Origin of the sequence: Fictibacillus sp. 7GRE50 (genome assembly GCF_015903875.1) — a bacterium.
Classification (GTDB): domain Bacteria; phylum Bacillota; class Bacilli; order Bacillales; family Fictibacillaceae; genus Fictibacillus; species Fictibacillus phosphorivorans.
This window is the reverse complement of record NZ_JACZDW010000002.1, coordinates 541,694-561,104: the sequence shown is the minus strand read 5'-3', so window position 1 is coordinate 561,104 and position 19,411 is coordinate 541,694. Positions and strand designations below refer to the sequence as shown.

At 39.3% G+C, this 19,411-nt stretch carries 20 protein-coding genes; 14 read left to right on the top strand and 6 right to left on the bottom strand.

What is annotated here, in order from left to right; genetic code table 11:
- The first annotated feature begins 156 nt into the window (after positions 1–156).
- Positions 157–2,163, top strand: a complete 2,007-nt coding sequence (locus IHV12_RS10025; protein ID WP_197190767.1) for a methyl-accepting chemotaxis protein — start codon at positions 157–159, stop codon at positions 2,161–2,163.
- 199 nt (positions 2,164–2,362) lie between these two features.
- Here the strand turns inward: IHV12_RS10025 and IHV12_RS10020 are convergent, their stop codons facing one another.
- From IHV12_RS10020 to IHV12_RS10010, 3 genes are read right to left on the bottom strand one after another with little or no spacing between them, the layout of a single operon-like run.
- Positions 2,363–3,343: an ABC transporter permease gene (locus tag IHV12_RS10020; RefSeq protein WP_137790451.1), complete on the bottom strand. Its 981-nt coding sequence runs from the start codon at positions 3,341–3,343 to the stop codon at positions 2,363–2,365.
- On the bottom strand, positions 3,336–4,250 hold the full coding sequence (locus IHV12_RS10015) for an ABC transporter ATP-binding protein (RefSeq protein ID WP_197126951.1): 915 nt from the start codon (positions 4,248–4,250) through the stop codon (positions 3,336–3,338). The genes IHV12_RS10020 and IHV12_RS10015 overlap by 8 nt, the downstream gene beginning before the upstream one ends.
- On the bottom strand, positions 4,247–5,050 hold the full coding sequence (locus tag IHV12_RS10010; RefSeq protein WP_197190766.1) for an SGNH/GDSL hydrolase family protein: 804 nt from the start codon (positions 5,048–5,050) through the stop codon (positions 4,247–4,249). Before IHV12_RS10010 ends, IHV12_RS10015 begins: the two co-directional genes overlap by 4 nt.
- Positions 5,051–5,194: 144 nt before the next feature.
- Here IHV12_RS10010 and IHV12_RS10005 point away from each other — a divergent pair, with 144 nt between their 5' ends.
- From IHV12_RS10005 to copZ, 7 genes are all read left to right on the top strand, one after another.
- Positions 5,195–6,406, top strand: a complete 1,212-nt coding sequence (locus tag IHV12_RS10005; RefSeq protein WP_197190765.1) for a DUF418 domain-containing protein — start codon at positions 5,195–5,197, stop codon at positions 6,404–6,406.
- A 124-nt stretch (positions 6,407–6,530) separates the two neighbouring features.
- Positions 6,531–6,845 (top strand): ArsR/SmtB family transcription factor, encoded by a 315-nt coding sequence (locus IHV12_RS10000; protein WP_197126954.1) that lies wholly within the window; start codon positions 6,531–6,533, stop codon positions 6,843–6,845.
- An 18-nt stretch (positions 6,846–6,863) separates the two neighbouring features.
- Positions 6,864–8,918 (top strand): heavy metal translocating P-type ATPase, encoded by a 2,055-nt coding sequence (locus IHV12_RS09995; protein WP_197190764.1) that lies wholly within the window; start codon positions 6,864–6,866, stop codon positions 8,916–8,918.
- 87 nt (positions 8,919–9,005) lie between these two features.
- Positions 9,006–9,551 carry a TVP38/TMEM64 family protein gene (locus IHV12_RS09990; RefSeq protein ID WP_197190763.1) on the top strand — a complete coding sequence of 182 codons (546 nt, stop codon included), beginning with the start codon at positions 9,006–9,008 and terminating at the stop codon, positions 9,549–9,551.
- Positions 9,552–9,627: 76 nt separating this feature from the next.
- Entirely contained in the window at positions 9,628–9,915 is a 288-nt protein-coding gene (locus IHV12_RS09985) for a metal-sensing transcriptional repressor (RefSeq protein ID WP_197190762.1), read from the top strand.
- 15 nt (positions 9,916–9,930) lie between these two features.
- Positions 9,931–12,333 carry a heavy metal translocating P-type ATPase gene (locus IHV12_RS09980; RefSeq protein ID WP_197190761.1) on the top strand — a complete coding sequence of 801 codons (2,403 nt, stop codon included), beginning with the start codon at positions 9,931–9,933 and terminating at the stop codon, positions 12,331–12,333.
- A 12-nt stretch (positions 12,334–12,345) separates the two neighbouring features.
- Complete coding sequence (copZ, locus tag IHV12_RS09975) at positions 12,346–12,552, top strand: copper chaperone CopZ (RefSeq protein WP_197128141.1); 207 nt, start codon at positions 12,346–12,348, stop codon at positions 12,550–12,552.
- Positions 12,553–12,601: 49 nt separating this feature from the next.
- On the opposite strand, the gene wrbA is transcribed toward copZ, so the two are convergent.
- The 3 genes from wrbA to IHV12_RS09960 form a co-directional block, all read right to left on the bottom strand.
- Positions 12,602–13,228, bottom strand: a complete 627-nt coding sequence (wrbA, locus tag IHV12_RS09970; RefSeq protein ID WP_197190760.1) for an NAD(P)H:quinone oxidoreductase — start codon at positions 13,226–13,228, stop codon at positions 12,602–12,604.
- Between the two features lie 98 nt (positions 13,229–13,326).
- A complete protein-coding gene (locus tag IHV12_RS09965; protein WP_197190759.1) occupies positions 13,327–13,770 on the bottom strand; it encodes a hypothetical protein in 444 nt (147 codons plus the stop codon).
- A gap of 138 nt (positions 13,771–13,908) precedes the next feature.
- A complete protein-coding gene (locus IHV12_RS09960; RefSeq protein WP_197126961.1) occupies positions 13,909–14,574 on the bottom strand; it encodes a phosphatase PAP2 family protein in 666 nt (221 codons plus the stop codon).
- 345 nt (positions 14,575–14,919) lie between these two features.
- Here IHV12_RS09960 and IHV12_RS09955 point away from each other — a divergent pair, with 345 nt between their 5' ends.
- The 6 genes from IHV12_RS09955 (at position 14,920) to IHV12_RS09930 (ending at position 19,340) form a co-directional block, all read left to right on the top strand.
- The gene (locus tag IHV12_RS09955) at positions 14,920–15,144 is read left to right on the top strand and encodes a hypothetical protein (protein ID WP_197190758.1); all 225 of its coding nucleotides are present in this window, start codon (positions 14,920–14,922) and stop codon (positions 15,142–15,144) included.
- 76 nt (positions 15,145–15,220) lie between these two features.
- Complete coding sequence (locus IHV12_RS09950) at positions 15,221–15,436, top strand: hypothetical protein (protein WP_197126963.1); 216 nt, start codon at positions 15,221–15,223, stop codon at positions 15,434–15,436.
- Between the two features lie 342 nt (positions 15,437–15,778).
- Complete coding sequence (locus IHV12_RS09945; RefSeq protein WP_197190757.1) at positions 15,779–17,020, top strand: MFS transporter; 1,242 nt, start codon at positions 15,779–15,781, stop codon at positions 17,018–17,020.
- 176 nt (positions 17,021–17,196) lie between these two features.
- Complete coding sequence (locus IHV12_RS09940; RefSeq protein WP_197190756.1) at positions 17,197–17,754, top strand: DJ-1/PfpI family protein; 558 nt, start codon at positions 17,197–17,199, stop codon at positions 17,752–17,754.
- Positions 17,755–17,967: 213 nt separating this feature from the next.
- Positions 17,968–18,612 (top strand): FMN-dependent NADH-azoreductase, encoded by a 645-nt coding sequence (locus tag IHV12_RS09935; RefSeq protein ID WP_197190755.1) that lies wholly within the window; start codon positions 17,968–17,970, stop codon positions 18,610–18,612.
- Positions 18,613–18,731: 119 nt separating this feature from the next.
- A complete protein-coding gene (locus IHV12_RS09930; protein ID WP_197126967.1) occupies positions 18,732–19,340 on the top strand; it encodes a nitroreductase family protein in 609 nt (202 codons plus the stop codon).
- Positions 19,341–19,411: the final 71 nt, after the last annotated feature.

The following is a 19,411-nucleotide window of genomic DNA, read 5'->3' as shown; positions in this document are numbered from 1 at the left end:
AACTCTGTGTGAATTTAGGTGAAAAGTACTTATTTTTAAAGTTTTTAAGTTAAAAATGATTCTTTTGTACCTGTTTAGACCTATTTCTTAAATCATTTATAACTAGATGTCGATATGTAGGTAAGGGGTTTTAGATGATAAATGGGGGTTAAGCAGATGTTTAAAAGAATTCAAACGAAGATCATGCTTTCTGTAAGTATTCTAGTTGCCATTACACTTTTGTCTGTATCGCTATTTTCTTATTTTCAAACAAAACAACAACTTGAAAGTAACAGCAACGAACAAGCAACAAGTCTTTCAAGCGAAGTTAAAGCCTCAACAGAGCTGTATCTGAAATCTTATGGAAATACGATCGATCGATACAGCCAGGATAGCAGACTTATCAATTATTTAAAAACATTAAAAACGGATGAAGCCAAAGGTCTAAATGCAGCTTGGCCGCTTGTAGATCAGGACTTCAAGCACTTTTTGGGTCTCAATAAAAACGTTGCGGTCTTATACGTAGGTGCAGAAACCAAACAGTTCAAAACGACTCCAAAACTTGAGCTTCCAGAAGGGTTCGATCCTACTGAACGCCCATGGTATCAAACGGCCAAACAATCACCAGAAAAGACGATATGGACGGAACCATATGAAGATGCAAGTTCTGGTGAATATGTTGTAACGGTTACGAAACCGGTGTTAGATCCTGCAACAGATGAGGTTCTTGGTGTAGTTGGTCTTGATCTGAATCTTGCTGGACTAACGAGCATGATTAATAAAACTAAAGTCAGCTACAAAGGATATCCAGTGCTTCTTGATCCAAAAGGTATGGCACTCGTTCATCCGACACAACAAGGAAAAGATTTAAGTAAAGAGACTTTTATTAAAGAAATATATAAAAGTGATAAAGGAAATGTTTCCTATACCTATCAGAATAAAGACCGAGAGCTCTATTATACGACGATAGCCGACACGAACTGGAAGCTTGGATTTGTCTATGACCAGAAAGAACTACTAAAAGATGCTGAAGAGCTATTAAATATGATACTAATCTTTACGTCGGTCGCAGTCATCGTTGCATTAGGCGTAACCTATATATTGGCAAAAAGTATTTCAAATCCGATTACTAGATTACAGACACAAGTACAAAAAGTAGCAGAAGGCGATCTTACCGTCTCTGTTGAAGCGAAATCCAAAGACGAAGTGGGGACACTCACTCATCATTTTAACGCTATGGTCGAAAACATGAGGGGACTGATTACGTCGGTCAGCCATTCTGTTGTAACTGTTAATGAATCTACTTCTAACTTGAGTGCCGTGTCAGAAGAAACGATCGCAGCAAGTGAAGAGGTTTCTAGAGCTGTCAGAGAGATTGCTTCTGGTGCTACAACACAAGCTGAAGATGCCGATGAAACAAACCGTCGAACGATGGACTTATCTCTACAGATCGAAAAAGTAAACGAACAAGCAGAAGAGATGACTCGATTGTCTTTATTAGCTGAGGCTGCAAATAAAAAAGGAATCTCACAAATGGACGTCTTACGTGAAAAAACGGGAGAAAGCAACCAGGTTTTGAAAAACATCGAATCTGTCATTTCTGGACTTGCTGTTAAAGTAGAAGAGATTGAACAAGTGATTCAATCAATTACTGAAATCTCGAATCAGACCAATCTACTCGCATTAAATGCAAGTATTGAAGCTGCTAGAGCGGGTGAGAGCGGGCGTGGTTTTGCGGTCGTTGCCGATGAGGTACGAAAATTAGCGGAACAATCTGCTATTGCTGCAGATAAAGTCCGTAAGACGATCTCCGGAATAGGAGAAGAGTCAGAGCGTGCTGTAAATGAGATGGCGTATACGAAAAGAATCGCTCACGATCAAAACATGACCGTAACAGATACAGAGTCTGCTTTTAATGAAATCTCAGGTACGATGGCAGATATGGTGAAGTCCATCGAACAAATTACGAGTGAAGTAGAGATGATCAACAACTATAAAGAGGAAGTAGTAGCGTCTATTCAAAGTATCGCAGCCGTAGCCGAACAATCTGCAGCGGCAAGTGAAGAAGTGAGTGCGTCTTCTGAAGAGCAAGTTCGGGCACTATCCACGGTTTCTCAGTCAGCCGAAGAATTGAACGATGCTTCACAAGCATTGACTGAAATGATCAAACACTTCAAAATCTAGTAAATGTAGCAATTGGACAGATAATGGTGTCGAATGGCTAAATTATATTCTCGATTGGACAGATTATCCTCTGAATCGGACAGATTAAGGAATCAATCCGACAGATTAACTACGAGAACGGACAGATTACCTTCAAAAAACTAGAAACGAGTCACATAAAAAAGGAAACCGACTTCGGTTTCCTTTCTTTTTTTCTATTTTAATAGATATCTCGCTTAGAGAACGTAACGAAAGCGATGATGAACCCAGCGATTCCCCAGACGGCTAATACGCTCATCGAGAAACCTAACGACATCCCCTCGATTGGAGTTGCCATTCCACTCACATAGTTCGTAAGGTTCAGGTTTACCATAAAGAAATATTTCGCGCTTTCCCAAGAAGATACCATGTTTGCTAGAATGGCTCCAGCAATGAGTGATGCGAGCATGATTCCCATAACGGCAGCAGTACTTCGTAACAATACGGACAGCATGAAGGTGAGTGTCCCGACAATCATACAAACATACCATACAAGGCCAAACTCCATCAGAATGTATTGCCATTGTGGGACGATGTGTACATTTTCAGTTAAAAGTTCATCTCCAGAAACCGTAAATCCTGTTAAAAGAGGCATGTTCCATCCCCCATATCCGAAAACGACGCCAGATATGCCATACGATAGAACGGCTACGGATAAAACGATGAATGAAATCGAGAGCAGCATCGCTAAATATTTGCTAAGCAGAATGCGCCATCGTTTAACAGGACGAGTGAGCAAGAGCTTTATCGTTCCTCCGCTTGACTCAGAGGATACGAGGTCTGCCACGATGACCATGACGAGTAACGGGAGAAGTAGATCGATCGAGTTCTCAACGAATATACGCATAAACGTAGGTGCACCTGGAGCACGTGGATCGATATCGTTCTCTAAATAATATTGTTGCTGAGAAAGTCTAATTTTTAGAAACTTACGCCATTCATCTTGAATACGGCTCGAGCTTAATCGGTTTTGTGTGTCAGTGATCTCTTGCTGCAGCGTGGTACGCCAATCTTGATTCCCCATCTTCTCACGTTGATCTTGAATCTCTTTAAACTGAGCATATGTAAAAAGAGGAACAAGGAACGCGATGATCAAGATGATGACATACAAGCGTTTTTTTCTAAGAAGCTTTAACATTTCATTCCGGACAAGATTAATCAATGCTTTCGCCTCCTGTTACTTCTAAGAACAGATCTTCTAAAGAAGGAAGCTGAGTTCTCATTTCTTTTACCTTCACACCAGCATTTACGAGTTTCTCGTTCCAATCTGGCAGCAGTGGCTCATTATATAACGTGATCAACGTATCATCTGGGCCTTCCGTAACTTCTGTTTCTAGAGAAAGAATCTCTTTAGCGAGTGGAAGAGGTTCAGCGCGCCAGATCACACGTTCTTGCTCAGCCAATAAGTTATCAACAGAGTCTGTTCGTAATACCGCCCCTTTTGATATGATCGCAACTCGATCACACATCAGCTGAATTTCACTAAGCAAATGAGAAGATACAAGAACGCTTAAGTTTTCTTCTCTTGCTAATTGTCGTATAAATTCACGCATCTCACGAATACCAGCAGGGTCTAGACCATTTGTCGGCTCGTCCAAAATAAGAACTTTTGGTTTGCCTAAAAGAGCTTGAGCGATACCTAAACGCTGTCTCATACCGAGTGAATAGGTGCTTACACGATCGTGAATTCGATTTTGTAATCCGACCAGTTCGATGACTTCATTCAATCTTGTCTTTGGAATGGAAGAATCCATTTTTTGAAAGTGTACAAGATTTTCCCAGCCTGTTAAATACGGGTACAGTTCAGGGTTTTCAACAATACAGCCGAGATGTCTCATCGCTTCAGTAAATTCAGTTCTTACATTCTTACCACCGATTTTAATCGTTCCAGAAGTGGGAGAGATCAAACCGACAATCATTCGAATCGTAGTCGTTTTCCCAGCACCGTTCGGCCCAAGAAAACCAAAGACTTCTCCTGGAACAAGTGTGAATGATACACCTTTTATGATCTGCTTGCCTTTAATTTTCTTCGTTAGATTCTCTACTTCTAATGCAGGTATTTGACTCATGATTCGTTCTCCTCCTGTTCAAATTTGATCAGTGAGGCTACTCGTTCAGCAATCAGCTTGTAACCTTCCGTGTTAGGATGAAATTGATCGGTATATAGATAGTTTTCTACTTGAAGCTGAAAGAGATCAAAGGTAGGTACATATACGATGTTATTGAAGCCAGCTGCAGTTTCAGCAGACTGAAAATTCCAGTCTCTAACGATTGATGAAGTCGTTTTTGAATCAGGCATGTTGCTAAAAGGGTTGTACAATCCGACATGATAGATGACTGCGTCAGGATTCAGTTCTCTAAGCTGAGTATAGATTTTCTTAACATTACTTAAATAGATCTGTTTTTTACCGTTAATCGCATTATTGTCTAAATTCTCAAGTGCTGCTCCTTGTTGAAAAAGATCATTACCGCCAATCGTCATGACAATAACATCAGCTTGTTTGGCTTGACGTTGGATCTCACTTTGTTGAAGCTGCTTCAGAAGACCTCTAGATGTTTCTCCCTTGATGGCGGTGTTCAGGAGATTAATATCTTGATCTGTTTTTTCTTTTAAGCGCTCAGTTAGATAGCCTGTATAACCTTTTCCATCTGCGTCGCCCGTTCCGCGAGTAAGAGAATCACCTAATGCAAAAATTGTAAGTGTGCCGTCTTGCTTTTCTGTTGAAGTTGATTCGGTTTTTTCTTTGAGCTGTGAAACTTTTTTATTAGCAGAAAATTGATCTTGTAACGTCCAGCCAAGACCAAACAGCCATAATAATGTAGCTGCAATAGAGACAATTGAAACGACCGTTAAGGTATATTTTTTCAAAACCGCTTTCATCCTTCCCAAATCCTTGATCTGTTCTTTATAGAATAGCAAATAATGACTCATATTCTAACTTTTTTGCCTATTTGCGGTAAAATAAACCAAAGGGAGTGGAATCATGGAAAAAAATTTTAAGTGGGGTTCTTTATGAATTGGAGACCAGTCGGAGATCAAGAACGAATTCAATCATTAGATATCATGCGTGGTATAGCCATTTTTGGCATCTTACTCGTAAATATGAAGTCCTTTTCAGGACCTGATTCACCCATCCGTGCTTTAAGTTATGAGTATTTTGACGAGCCGTATAATGTTTGGACAAATGTCCTGCTAGAGTTTTTTGTTCAAGGAAACTTTATTACGATGTTTTCCTTTTTATTCGGGTTCGGGATCGTATTGATGGCAGAAAGAGCGAAAGCCAAAAATATGAGGTTTGTTCCTGTTTTTCTAAGAAGACAGTTTGTTCTGCTTCTCTTTGGCATTCTGCATGTCCTGTTTTTTTGGTACGGTGACATTTTGATCATGTACGCGATAGTAGGTTTGTTCATGCTGATCTTCTATCGCTTAAATAAGAAAGTATTAATCATAACTGGTTTCGTATTAATAACATTGTACAGCCTATTTATGACTACCTTAACATATGATTATTGGACTAGTGGCGCAGCTCTATCGTATCAAAGCGCTCAAAATGAGTTCAATGAACAAGAAATCTTTCAATCCATTGAAGTGTATAGCGAAGGTACATACCTTGAGATCATGAAGGAAAGAATTCGTGAATGGGGAGATTTGAACCGGTACGTTCTCTTTTTTATAGCTGGACTTTTGCCGATGTTTTTATTCGGTGCTTATGCAGCGAAGAAAAGAACGTTCACGAACAAAGAATTATGGAAGATTTGGCTGTTAACATTGATCCTAGGTCCAGGCAGTAAAATATTTGCTGTGATTTTTTTTCCTTCAAAAGGGGAAGATTGGCGTTATGAAACTGCGATGTCATGGGGGTATGAGTTTGGAGGTGCGATGATGAGTATCTTCTACATCTCTAGCATCGTTCTTCTTTATCGAAGCGGAAGATGTAAACGTTTGTTTAACTATTTTCAATTTACAGGGCGAATGGCTTTTACCAATTATTTAACTCAATCCATTATTGCGACAACGTTCTTCTATAGTTATGGATTAGGTCTGTACGGTGAATTTGGACCATTTGTTGGTGTTATATTCGCTTGCATTATTTTTGCTATCCAAGTTCTTTTTTCAAAGTGGTGGATAGAGAGGTATTACATGGGTCCGCTTGAATGGGTGTGGCGTTCGCTGACATATGGAAGAAAACAACGATTAAAAAGACATGAAATAAGCAATGTTTAAAGAAGCTGAGATATTTAGCTTCTTTTTGTTTTGCACAATTCCAAAATTTTCGGTACACTCTAAGTAACATATATGAGCATATGTTCATATAATAAACAAAGCCGAAATATAGGGGGCTGTTTTCATGACTGATCAACAAAACAAATATGAACATCTTGATGAGGAAACACTATTTATCGTATCTCAAACATTTAAAGCACTTTCGGACCCAACCCGAATTCGAATACTGCACCTTTTAGGGGAGAAAGAATGCAACGTTTCTGAAATTGCAGAAGAACTGTCACTTATGCAGTCAACCGTATCCCATCAATTACGCTTTTTAAAAAATTTAAGGCTCGTAAAATTCAGACGTGCAGGAACAACACTATTTTACTCAGTAGATGATGAACATGTGATGACCCTTCTGCATCAATCTATACATCATGCGAGACACGACTAACGAAAGGAGGGACCATTAATGAAAGAGCATAAGATCACCGGACTATCTTGTGGCCATTGTGCATTAAAGCTGGAAGAACAGATTCAACAGCTTCCTGGTGGAGAACGAGCAAAAGTTCAATTTAACTCAAGTAAAATTGTATTAGATGAAAACATGGACATGGACAGCGTACGTTCTATTCTTTCGTCGGAGAATGTACGTCTTGAATCAGACGGAGAGCCTAAGGGTCCAAACTGGCTAATGATCGGGTTGTATGTGTCCGTTGCTTCTTTTATTGCAGCCCTTATAACAGAACATATGTTGAACACTACGTATGTCTCCATAGTATTTTATGCTGTTGCGACGATAGCTTCTGGTTATTCGACGTTTTTAAAAGGTCTTCGAAATCTGACGAAGTTAAAATTTGATATTAACACTTTAATGACAGTAGCATTAGTTGGTGCAGTTGCCATCGGAGAGTGGAAAGAAGCTGCTCTTGTGGCTATCCTTTTTGGTATTAATGAACTGCTTGAATCTTACGGAATGGAAAAAGCACGGAGCTCGATGGAATCCCTTTTAAAGGTAGCACCGAAAGAAGCACTTGTATTAAGAGACGGGAAGACAGAAGTCATCTCTATTGAAGAACTAGAAGTGGATGATGTAGTACTTGTAAAAACAGGGCAAAAGATTCCATCAGACGGCGTTGTTGTCTATGGAAAAAGTTCTGTGAACGAAGCGGCGATTACGGGTGAATCACTTCCGGTGGAAAAAGAAGATGGAGAGACCGTATTTGGTGGCAGCATCAATAATGAAGGTGTACTTCATGTGAGAATAACGAAGACGTATAACCAATCAGCGCTTTCTAAAATACTTGCTCTTGTTCAGGAAGCACAAGAATCTAAAACACCAACAGAGCTTTTTATTAATCGATTTGCAAACTATTACACACCAATCATCATGGTTGTTTCAGCTCTAGTTATGTTAGTACCACCACTTTTATTAAATGAACCGTGGGGTGAATGGTTCTACCAAGGTCTTGCGGTATTGATCGTCGGTTGTCCTTGTGCACTCATTCTATCCTCGCCGATCGCGATACTTTCTGGGATTACAGTTAATGCAAGAAACGGAATCTTGATCAAAGGTGGAGCTTATCTTGAACAGCTTGGTAAGATAAATGTCATTGCTTTTGATAAAACAGGTACGCTTACACTAGGTGAACCGCACGTTGTGGCGGAGAAATCGTTTCATCCCGATTTTTATAAAGTAGCTTATGCGATTGAAAAGTCATCTTCTCATCCCCTTGCAAAAGCAGTCGTAGCAAAGTGTCGGGAAGTTGGTGCTGAAGAAGTAGAAGCGGATGAAATGACTACAGTTAGTGGTCAAGGAATTACAGCGGTAGTTGATCATAAAACGTATAGGCTAGGAAACGAAAAAATAATTGGCAGTACGCTAGCGAGTGAGGACGTAAAAAGTGTTATCGATTCATTTAAAGAAGAAGGTAACACGATCGTCCTTGTTGCAAGTGACACTGAAATTCTTGGTGTGTTTGCTATTGCTGATGAAATTAGAAAAGAAAGTCCTGACATTATCTCTCTGCTTCATGAAAAAGGAATAAAAGAAACGGTCATGCTGACTGGTGATCACCCACTTGTTGCAGATAAAGTTGCTAAGAAAACGGGAGTGTCTTCTTTCTTCGGCGGACTGCTGCCAGAAGATAAAGTAGAAAAGATTAGATCACTAAAGAAGCATGGAAAAGTAGCTATGATTGGTGATGGAATCAACGATGCTCCCGCACTAGCTACTGCTGACCTAGGTATAGCGATGGGAAAAGGAACAGATAGTGCGATCGAAACGGCAGATATTGTACTCATGCAAGATCATTTAGGAAAACTTCCAGATGCTTTACAGGTTTCAAGGAAAGTAAATACAATCATCAAGTGGAACATCGGATTATCACTTGGGTTGAAGCTTTTAGCTTTGCTGCTTACGATTCCGGGGTGGCTCACACTTTGGATTGCAATCCTTTCTGATATGGGTGCTACAATTCTTGTAACATTGATCAGTCTGACTGTCCTGCTTCACAATAGAAAATAGTGAACGTAAAAAGTCATGCAGCTGCATGGCTTTTTTAGTACCATAAAGGGGATGAGGTTAGGATTTTTTTTAGGAGGAACGCATGTCATGTCAGAAACCGTTATTCAATTTTTCCAAGAGTATAGCGAATGGGCGATTATAATTTCACTCGTACTCAATCTATTAATTGGAATTCTAGGTGTTGTTCCTACTGTTTTTATAACAGCTGCAAATATTTTATTCTTTGGGTTTTGGTACGGGACATTCATTTCATTTATCGGAGAAGCATTAGGCGCAATGGTTGCCTTTCTACTTTATAGGAAAGGATTTAAACAAGTTTCTAGAGAGAAGCTTAAAGGGTACCCCAGGGTGGTAAGGTTGTTAGAAGCAAGGGAGAAAGAAGCATTTCTCCTGATTCTTTCACTTCGATTGCTGCCGTTTGTACCTTCAGGATTTGTTACATTCGCAAGTGCGATTGGGGCTGTTTCAGCTTTGACTTTTGTTGTAGCGAGCTCTATCGGAAAGATACCAGCATTGGTACTTGAAGCATATTCAGTGTATAACGTAACGGAATGGAATACAGAAGGAAAGATCATTTTAGGAGTTGTAGCGTTGGTAGGGATCTACATTTTTGTAAAAGAAAGAAGAAATTAATCAGAATATTTGATACTATAGGGGGGTATAGTATATACTAACTCTGTAAACATCCAAAACGAAGGGATGAACTCATATGGAACAAAAAACACATCGGTGTGAGAGTTATAAACAAGATTTAAACACCCGTTTAAAAAAGATTGAAGGCCAAGTTCGTGGTCTTCAAAAGATGATAGAAGATGATCGTTATTGCATAGATGTTCTTGTTCAGATTTCTGCTGTGACAGCAGGATTAAATAGAGTAGGATTTCAATTGATGGAAAGTCACACCCAGCATTGTGTGGCTGATGCGATAAAATCTGGTGATGGAGAAGACGCTATAGAAGAGTTAATGAGAGTCATTAAGCAATTCTCAAAATCATAAAAGAAGGTGAAGACCATGAGCCAAAAGAAAGTAAATCTAGGAATCACGGGCATGACATGCTCAGCTTGTTCAACTCGAATCGAAAAAGTGCTGAACAAAATGGACCATGTCGATGTTAACGTCAACTTAGCCATGGAAAAAGCCTCTGTATTATTTGATCCTCAGATGATCAGCCTTCAAGAGATCGAAGCAAAAATTGAAAAGCTAGGATTCGGAGTAGTTAAAGAGAAAGTAGATCTTGATATTTCGGGTATGACCTGTGCAGCATGCTCTACACGAATTGAAAAAAGCTTAAGCCGTATGGAAGGTATCTCTAGTGCTACCGTTAACTTAACGGGTGAAACGGGATCGATAGAATATAACCCGTCGATTGTTTCCGTAGATGAAGTGTTAAATAAGATACAAAAACTTGGATATCATGCGACTACTCAACAAGATCGCGTAACGAAAAAGACAAAGAAGGAAGAAGAGATCACGTTAAAGAAAAGAAAGTTAATTCTTTCTATCATCTTGTCTCTTCCACTTCTATATACGATGTTTGCTCATATGCCATGGGATTTTGGTCTCTCAATGCCATCTGTTTTAATGAACCCTTGGTTCCAACTGCTTCTTGCTTCAGTTGTCCAATTTTATATCGGAGGGACGTTTTATGTAGGTGCTTTTCGAGCACTACGTAATAAGAGTGCGAACATGGATGTTCTTGTTGCATTAGGAACGTCTGCAGCCTTTTTTTACAGCGTTGTTCAAGCCTTTAAAACGCTCGGTAACCCAGACTACATGCCACAACTGTATTTTGAAACGAGCGCTGTTCTAATCACGTTAATCTTAGTCGGTAAATATTTCGAGACTCTCGCAAAAGGTAGAACAACTGAGGCGATTTCTAAACTTTTGAATCTGCAAGCAAAAGAAGCTACTGTCATTCGAGATGGAAAGGAAGAGAGGGTTCCTTTAGATCAAGTGGTAGTAGGAGATATGCTGCTCATTAAGCCAGGCGAAAAAATACCGGTCGATGGCACCGTCCTCTCTGGTAATTCTTCCGTCGATGAAAGTATGATTACTGGTGAAGCGATACCTGTTGAAAAAACAGAAGGTGAAACCGTTATAGGGGCTACAATCAACAAGAACGGCACACTCCGTATGGAGGCTAAAAAGGTAGGGAAAGAAACGGCTCTAGCGGGAATCATAAAGATTGTTGAAGAAGCTCAAGGATCAAAAGCACCTATTCAACGAATGGCGGATTATATCTCTGGTATTTTCGTGCCAATCGTTGTGGGTATTGCAATAATGGCCTTCACGGTTTGGTATTTCCTTGTTGATCCAGGAAATCTGCCTCAAGCACTTGAAGTTAGCATTGCCATTCTAGTGATTGCCTGCCCGTGTGCACTTGGTCTTGCAACGCCAACATCCATTATGGTTGGAACAGGTAAAGGAGCAGAGCAGGGAATCTTGTTCAAAGGCGGGGAGTATCTAGAAGGTGCACAAAGAATTGATGCTGTACTACTAGATAAAACAGGAACGGTTACAAAAGGAAAACCAGAAGTGACAGATCTCACAGAGTTAAAAGAGGGTTTTGTATCTCACGTGATTTCAGCAGAGAAAAGTTCTGAACACCCTTTAGCGGAAGCCATCGTTGAGTACGGAGACAAACAGAATATTCCTCTCATTGAAACGGAGTCCTTTCATGCTATTCCGGGATATGGGATTGAAGCTAACGTGAGTGGAAAAACCATACTCGTCGGAACAAGAAAGCTCATGAAAGAAAAAGATGTAGAATACAAAGAGCACGAAGCACTTCTTGAGACATATGAGAACGAAGGAAAAACAGCTATGCTTGGAGCTGTAGATGGAGAACTCGTTCTGGTTATAGCTGTTGCTGATACGGTGAAAGAAACTTCAAAAGATGCGATTAACTCTTTAACAGAACAGGGTATTGATGTGTATATGATCACAGGTGATAACGAGAGAACGGCATTTGCGATCGCTCAAGAAGTGGGTATTAAAGAGATATTCGCTGAAGTGTTACCCGAAGATAAAGCACGTATCGTGAAAGAGCTTCAAGATAAAGGGAAAACAGTTGCGATGGTAGGTGATGGGATCAATGATGCTCCAGCACTCGCGACTGCTAATATCGGAATGGCGATCGGTACAGGAACAGATGTCGCGATTGAAGCGGCTGATGTTACGCTTGTTGGCGGGGATCTGAATCATATTCCAAAAGCGATAGAGTTAAGCCGTAAGACAATGCGAAATATTAGGCAGAACTTATTTTGGGCATTGTTTTACAATACAGCAGGTATTCCAATCGCTGCATTCGGTCTCCTCGAACCATGGGTTGCCGGGGCTGCTATGGCTTTTAGCTCTGTATCTGTGGTTACTAACGCATTGCGTTTAAAACGATTAAACTTAAACAATATTTAGGAGGAAAAGATGATGGAAACAAAAACATTAAATGTAGAAGGCATGACATGTGGCCATTGCAAAGCGTCAGTAACGAATGCACTAAATGAACTAGATGGAGTGAAAAACGTAGTGGTTCACTTAGAAACTGGAAAAGTGGATGTAGAAGTAGATTCCTCGAAAGTGACAGATGCCGAAATGCGTGAAGCGATTGAAGATCAAGGATTTGACGTAAAGTAAATGTGAAAAAAGCCTCTCCAATCGGAGGGGCTTTTTTATTTAAGCATTATTAAAGGTTACCTTTAAGTGCTTTTGCTACTTTTGCCACGCGTTTGCCTAATCGTGAAGCCATTGTTTTTTCTGCATCTTGAGGTTGTTGACTGCCATCTGCTCCTGCAACCGTCGAAGCCGCATAAGGTGAACCTCCGATGCCTTCTGAGGTCATCTGTTCAGGGTTTTCTCCATAAGGAAGACCAACGTATATCATTCCAAAATGCATGAGTGGGACAAAAGAAGTAATAGCTGTTGATTCTTGTCCACCATGTATTGTATTTGAACTTGTGATCACGGCAGTGGCTTTGCCCTCTAGATCACCATTCGCCCAGAGCCCGCCTGCAGAATCGAGTAATTGTTTGATTTGTGCTGGCATCATGCCGTATCGTGTTGGGATTCCCCATACAATACCATCTGCCCATTTTAAATCGTCAAGTGTAACCTCAGGAATATCAGCCTGTGCTTCTTGTGCTTTTACATAAGCATCTTGCTGAGACATGTATTTTTTCGTAACTTCAAATTCAGGAACTTTTACCACTTTTACATCCGTGCCTTCAACTTGCTTTACACCTTCTGCTGCTGCTAGTGCCATCTCATGAATATGACCATAAGAGCTATAATATACAACCAAAATATTAGCCATTATATTACCTCCTTAATTAATGTGACTCTTGTACACTTCCCGTTTTTAACCATTTGAAATCATAAAAAAATCCGCCTGTGAGTTTCAGGCGGTCTGCTTTAATAATAAGGATAAGGATATGGATAGGGCGGGTAATAAGGATACGGGTAAGGCGGATAATAGGGGTATAAAGACAAAGCTGCAAGAGTGGCGAGCGGGAAAATCTGACGATAATATCGTCGGTAATACGGATTTCCATTCCATTGGCGCTGATTCTGCTGATTTGTTTGTTGTTGTTGCCCCTGTTGGCTCTGCTGTCCAGGTTCACTCGCCTGAGATGTTTGTTCTGTTTGAGGGGTTTGTTGCTGCGTTTCTTCTGCAGGCATCATATTTTGCGGCACCATCATATATACATTTTTTTTATCTAAATCAGTAATAATGCCTTCGACTTCTTGACCGTCACGCGTTTTGATCGTGACATGGTAATACATGTGAGACTTGCACATTTGGTGCATGTTATCTGCACGAACTTGGTCAACTGCATTCGTTTGTGCATCCCTCATCGTAATCACTCCTTCCCATGTTATTCATATTTGCCTTCAATCCTAGTTATGTCTGTACATGAAAATTGTTTTGTAAATGGTGTTTCTTAAGCTGCAAGAACAAAAAAAGAACCGCTTATATAAAAGCAGTTCTTCACCTTAACTTTTTTCTGTGCTTTGAAGTTTTGTTTTAAACATTCGTTTAAAAAAGCTGAATACTGTTTCAGCCTCAAGATAATAAAACAGTTTAAAAAGCAGGCTGCTAAGTAAAATACCAGCAACGACATCTAGTACAACATGTTGTTTAACGAAAAGTGTCGACAAGATGATACTGTAAGCAATGGTTGAGACAATGATATCTTTTCTTATCGTCCACATCTTACTATGGCGAATTCCTAATATCATAAGATAACTACTCAAAACATGAATGCTTGGAAAACAGTTGAATGGTTGATCAGCGCCATAAACATACTGAACCATCTTTGTGAGTATGCCACCTTCAACTAATTCCGGACGGGGGACCGTGGTTTGAAAAAAGAAATAAATCACATAACATACCAGCATTCCCACACAAAAACTTAATAAGGTCCGATAATAAATGGCTCTGTCATAAACACAAAAGTAAACAAACATTAGAAAAATAAAAGCATACCAAAGTACATAAGGTACTATAAAAATCTCTGCAAATGGGATTTGGTGATCCACTGCTGTAATAAGTTGCCTCGCCCCGCGTTCCCCATGATTTAATACTTGATAAATAATATTCAGTAAAGGGATAGAGAGGAGAAGACATAAAGCTAAAATATTCTCTTTTATAATACGCAATACGAACTACTCCTTTATCTATATCATCAGCTAACTAACATATTCCCGTTTTTAAAGGTTTTACACGTTTTGAAATACACCTTATTGAGGTTACCATATTATGGTTTATTTGTCATAGGTCATGAGACGTATTCTACTATAAATTTTATATCAATTTATCGTTATGTCTAGTCTTCCCAAGTAGGGTTACAATTTCTTTGCCACAATTTGCGTCAAGTAGTAAATGTACCCGTATATTATATATTCAGACGATTACTTTTTGACTTTTCTGATAAAAGGAATATAATGGAGGTACAACCGTAAGACCTAATGCATATTTAACCTCTTTGAAAGGGAGTGTTATGGATGTATGTAGGCAATACCATAAAAGTAGACCGTTATAATGGTGAGTATTTTATGATCAGCCAAAAGTGGCTGATGGAAGTGGTCTGGAACAAATATAACATGCCATTGCACGAGTTTTTATTAGCGTATGACAAGTCAGACAGTGACTACATCATGTCACTCGCAGAACGGCAAAGGATTCAATATCAAATTGAACATGATGAAGACTACCTGTACATTGGGTAGTTTTTTTATTTTACGTATGTCAAAAGCCCCTCTTCCTACATACACTGTGTTTAGGATTCAGGGGGAGGGCACATATATGGCTAAAAAAAATGCAAAGAAGACAATAAAAAATAAATATGACAGTCAGGTTAACAAATACCAGCACACACAAAAGATGGTTACAAGTGAGACATGTATCGCCTGTAAGACTCAATGCGTAAGAGGATTAGCTTACATGGAAAGAATGTCACAGCCAGGTGCTATAGGCAAAGGAGTACCCTGCCATTTGACAAAAGGAAGAGGACATAAATAAGGGTAATTGTGTTCGCTGGCCTATTTAGGGGCCAGCTTTTTTTTGAAGGGTTTTTATAGGTAGAGAAGTGAAGAGAGGGTTTTGTGGGAATTTCTTGTGTACGACAATAACGGATTTCTGTTATTTAGGGATTTATGATCGATACCGAGGGTTTATGATCGATGTTGGGAATTTATGATCTATACGAAGGAATATGTGATTCATTCCCGAAAATTTCACCCAGCCCACAAACCATATATCAACAACCTCATCTACGACTCAAACACCGCCAAAGACGGAATCATCTGTCGTGTGGTACACTTTGTTTGGCTTATATTACCATAAGAAGGATGATACATATTTATGATCAAAGCAAATCGCTATTTTCATTTTTTATGGAGTGGACAGGCGCTCGGAAATTTAGGAGACATTCTATACATTATTTGTCTGATTACACTTGTATATAATGAAACGGGATCTGTCCTGCACATGGCTTTAATTCCATTTGCGAAGACGATGTCCTTGCTCGTCTCAGGTTTTATTGCCCCTTTATTTATTGAAACGTACAAACGAACAAGTTTGCTGATCAATACGCTGCTCCTTAAGACAGGGTTATTATTCTGTTTATGTTTATTGAGTTTATATGGCATACATACTGGTATAACTTATGCTCTTTTATATGTTTTAATCGTCGTTGTTTCTCTACTCGAAGGGATAGGAAATCCTGCAAGAAGATCAATGATACCTGATCTCGTAGAAAGTTCTGAGCTTGTAAAAGCAAACAGTTTTATTAGTATTGCCAACCAGACCTCTATGCTTTTATCCTGGCCACTAGGCAGTGTGCTTTTAGTGATATGGGGTGAACAAAACATGCTCTGGGTCACTTTCCTTTTATTTGTAGCAGCGACTTTACTTACAACACAAATAAAGGTTAACGAAAAAGAGAACGTTCAATCACAAGAATCCAAGTGGCACACGATGAAAGAAGGTTGGCAACTGATTTTTCAATCTAAAAAGCTTACCACATTAACGGTTATGGATGTCCTTGAAAACTTCGGTCATGGGGTGTGGATTGCCGCGATCCTTTATGTTTATGTTGAAACGGCGATCGGAAAAGGAGAAGCATGGTGGGGTTACATTAATGCGTCTTTTTTTGCAGGGATGATGGTAGCGGGTCTCGTAGTATATCGGTTTTCTAAGAAGATGGAATCGCATCTAGGTTTTGTTATTATGACTTCTACAGTTTGTTTGATGTTACTAAACGTCTGGTTCGGTTTGACTTCATCAGCTTGGATTGCCTTAATCGTTTCATTCGTTTTTGGGTTTCCGCAGATGGCACGTGATGTTTCTCAAAACACTCTGATCCAAGAATCCTATAGAGATAAACAGCTTGCAAAAGTTTACGCATCTCATGGAACACTTGTTTATGGGACATTTGGAATAGCGACTTTAATACTCGGTTGGTTTGCAGAAGAATTTGGGGTTCGTGAAACATATATTCTCGTGAGCTTTCTGTTTTTTCTTTCCTTTTTGATAGCATTCCTAAATCGTAAATTCCTACATTCATACCAGAAAAAAGATACTTTAGGACATGAGGTTATATAGATAACCTATCAATTCTATCTAATAAGTTGGGAAAACTGCATGTATTTTACTAAAAAGAAAGCACATGTTCTCCTTCAATTTTCCCAATACAAAGCAAGTCGGCATCCTGTTACAATAATTATACACCCTCTTCCCAGCAAGACGGGTAGAAAAGTAACAGGAATGGGTGAATACCTTTGAAAAAGAAAGTACTTGTCTATTTGTATCCACAATTTAGAGAAGTTGAAGTAATGACGACTTTATCTATCATAGGTAAAAAATATGAAGTGCTGCCTTTCTCGCTGTTGCCAGGAACTGTTACTAGTGAATGTGGTTTACTGATGCAACCTACGATAAAGATGAAGAATATTAGCCCTATTGATTATGAGATGCTAATCATTCCAGGAGGAAAACAAGCATTTACACAAGGAAATCCGAGACTTCTGCATCTGTTGCAAGTGTTCAACAGAGAGAATATTAAGATTGCAGCTATTGGGAACGGCTCAGTTATTCTAGGACGAGCCGGCATATTAAACGGCAGATCATATACCGTTTCTTTGCACGAAGATGAATTTGCTAAAACTAACAGCTGGTTGAATGGTACTTATCAATCCAAACAGATTGTAGAAGATAAAAATCTGTTAACAGCAAAAAGCCATGCTTATATTGATTTTGGTTTAACGATCGGGGACCGTTTGCAATGTTTTGACGGCCTTGAAGAATATAATTTTTATAAAGGCACTAGTTCCTTTTGATGGAACACTGAATTTCGCTCCCCCTTATCGCTTTCTGGCTATTAGCTAGAGAGCGTTTTTTATTGGAAAAAAATCACTAAAATAAATTATGATAATAATTAAAAGTTTAGTGCTTGACAAAAGTAAGTTATGGAATTATGATGTAAAGGAATCAACTTACTAAAGAGAAGTTAATCACTAATTACAACAGATATTAAAAGGAGAGAATCACAAATGAAAGTACTTTATATTAATTCAAATCCAAAACCAATGGATCAATCTTTCGGACTTCGATTAGGACGTCACTTCTTAAACGAACTAACTAATCAAAATGAAAACATTGAAATCGAAACGGTAAATCTTTATGAAGAGAACATTCCGTTTATTGATGCAGATGTTCTAGATGCTTGGGGTAAATTAGCTGCTGGCTTAGAGCTTTCTCCATCACAAGTTGAAAAAACAAACCGTATGGGAGAAATTTTAGAACAATTCCTTTCTGCAGACATGTATGTATTCAACACACCGATGTGGAACTTGAGCTATCCTCCAATGCTTAAAGCATATATCGATAACGTAGTAATGGCAGGTAAGACATTTAAATATACGGAGAACGGCCCAGCTGGATTATTAGGAGGGAAGACTGCCGTACACATTCAATCTCGTGGCGGTGTGTATTCTGAAGGTCCTGCTCAAGCATTCGAGTTCACGAACGGATATCTTCAAGGTGTGATGGCATTCATCGGAATTACTGATTATCATCATGTATTTACAGAAGGTATGGCAGCAGCTCCAGATCGTGCAGAAGAAATTTTGGCTGATGCAAGAGAAAGAGCTACAGAATTAGCTAAGGAGTTAGTCGTAGCTAAACGCAATGCATAATTTTTGACTTCAACTGATAACCCACTATAATTGGTGGAATAGTAACGAGGTGTCAACGAAATGTGGCACCTCTTTTTTGTAGAGAATTCTAGAGAAATGTGGGATAAGGAGTGGAAAAAATGAACGAAACATTTAAAGTTATGGAAGAACGCTCTTCTGTTCGTCTGTATCAAAAAGATAAAGAAATCCCGAACGAAACACTTCATCAGATCCTTGAGATGGCAGGAAAAGCACCATCAGCATGGAACCTTCAGCACTGGCGTTTTATTGTGATAACGTCTCAAGAACAAAAAGAGAAACTTTTTCCGATTGCTTATAATCAAAAGCATGTGCTAGATGCGTCTGCAGTTGTAGTCGTCTTAGGAGATACAGAAGCAGATAAAGTGGCTGCGGAAGTATTCGAAAAAGCTCCAGAAGAAGCAAGAAATATTTTATTGAAAAATATCAACTCTGCCTATTCACAAGGTCGTGCAGTTGGTGAGAGAGAAGCACTAAAGAACGCATCACTCGGTGCGATGCAGCTCATGCTTGCCGCTAAAGCAGTTGGAGTTGATTCATGTCCGATGACAGGGTTCGATCATGCTGCAATAGTGCCAGCACTCGGAATTCCAGAACGATTCATTCCTGTGATGATGATTACATTAGGATATGCTGACGGCCCAGCAAAACCTACAGAGCGCTTTGATATCGATCGCATTGTCATGCATGATAAATTTGAAGAAAAATAAATATTTAATTCTAAGCAGTTGTGCCTAATATCGGCATAGCTGCTTTTTTTCATAGCACTATCACTATAGTG

Excerpts from the sequence above, each read along its gene's own strand:
- IHV12_RS10015 (WP_197126951.1), bottom strand. The coding sequence starts at position 4,250 with ATGAGTCAAATACCTGCATTAGAAGTAGAGAATCTAACGAAGAAAATT.
- IHV12_RS09985 (WP_197190762.1), top strand. The coding sequence starts at position 9,628 with ATGGAACAAAAAACACATCGGTGTGAGAGTTATAAACAAGATTTAAAC.
- IHV12_RS10025 (WP_197190767.1), top strand. The coding sequence starts at position 157 with ATGTTTAAAAGAATTCAAACGAAGATCATGCTTTCTGTAAGTATTCTA.
- IHV12_RS09995 (WP_197190764.1), top strand. The coding sequence starts at position 6,864 with ATGAAAGAGCATAAGATCACCGGACTATCTTGTGGCCATTGTGCATTA.
- IHV12_RS09980 (WP_197190761.1), top strand. The coding sequence starts at position 9,931 with ATGAGCCAAAAGAAAGTAAATCTAGGAATCACGGGCATGACATGCTCA.
- IHV12_RS09930 (WP_197126967.1), top strand. The coding sequence starts at position 18,732 with ATGAACGAAACATTTAAAGTTATGGAAGAACGCTCTTCTGTTCGTCTG.
- copZ (WP_197128141.1), top strand. The coding sequence starts at position 12,346 with ATGGAAACAAAAACATTAAATGTAGAAGGCATGACATGTGGCCATTGC.
- IHV12_RS10000 (WP_197126954.1), top strand. The coding sequence starts at position 6,531 with ATGACTGATCAACAAAACAAATATGAACATCTTGATGAGGAAACACTA.
- IHV12_RS09965 (WP_197190759.1), bottom strand. The coding sequence starts at position 13,770 with ATGAGGGATGCACAAACGAATGCAGTTGACCAAGTTCGTGCAGATAAC.
- IHV12_RS09990 (WP_197190763.1), top strand. The coding sequence starts at position 9,006 with ATGTCAGAAACCGTTATTCAATTTTTCCAAGAGTATAGCGAATGGGCG.
- IHV12_RS09945 (WP_197190757.1), top strand. The coding sequence starts at position 15,779 with ATGATCAAAGCAAATCGCTATTTTCATTTTTTATGGAGTGGACAGGCG.
- wrbA (WP_197190760.1), bottom strand. The coding sequence starts at position 13,228 with ATGGCTAATATTTTGGTTGTATATTATAGCTCTTATGGTCATATTCAT.
- IHV12_RS10005 (WP_197190765.1), top strand. The coding sequence starts at position 5,195 with ATGAATTGGAGACCAGTCGGAGATCAAGAACGAATTCAATCATTAGAT.
- IHV12_RS09935 (WP_197190755.1), top strand. The coding sequence starts at position 17,968 with ATGAAAGTACTTTATATTAATTCAAATCCAAAACCAATGGATCAATCT.
- IHV12_RS09950 (WP_197126963.1), top strand. The coding sequence starts at position 15,221 with ATGGCTAAAAAAAATGCAAAGAAGACAATAAAAAATAAATATGACAGT.
- IHV12_RS09955 (WP_197190758.1), top strand. The coding sequence starts at position 14,920 with ATGTATGTAGGCAATACCATAAAAGTAGACCGTTATAATGGTGAGTAT.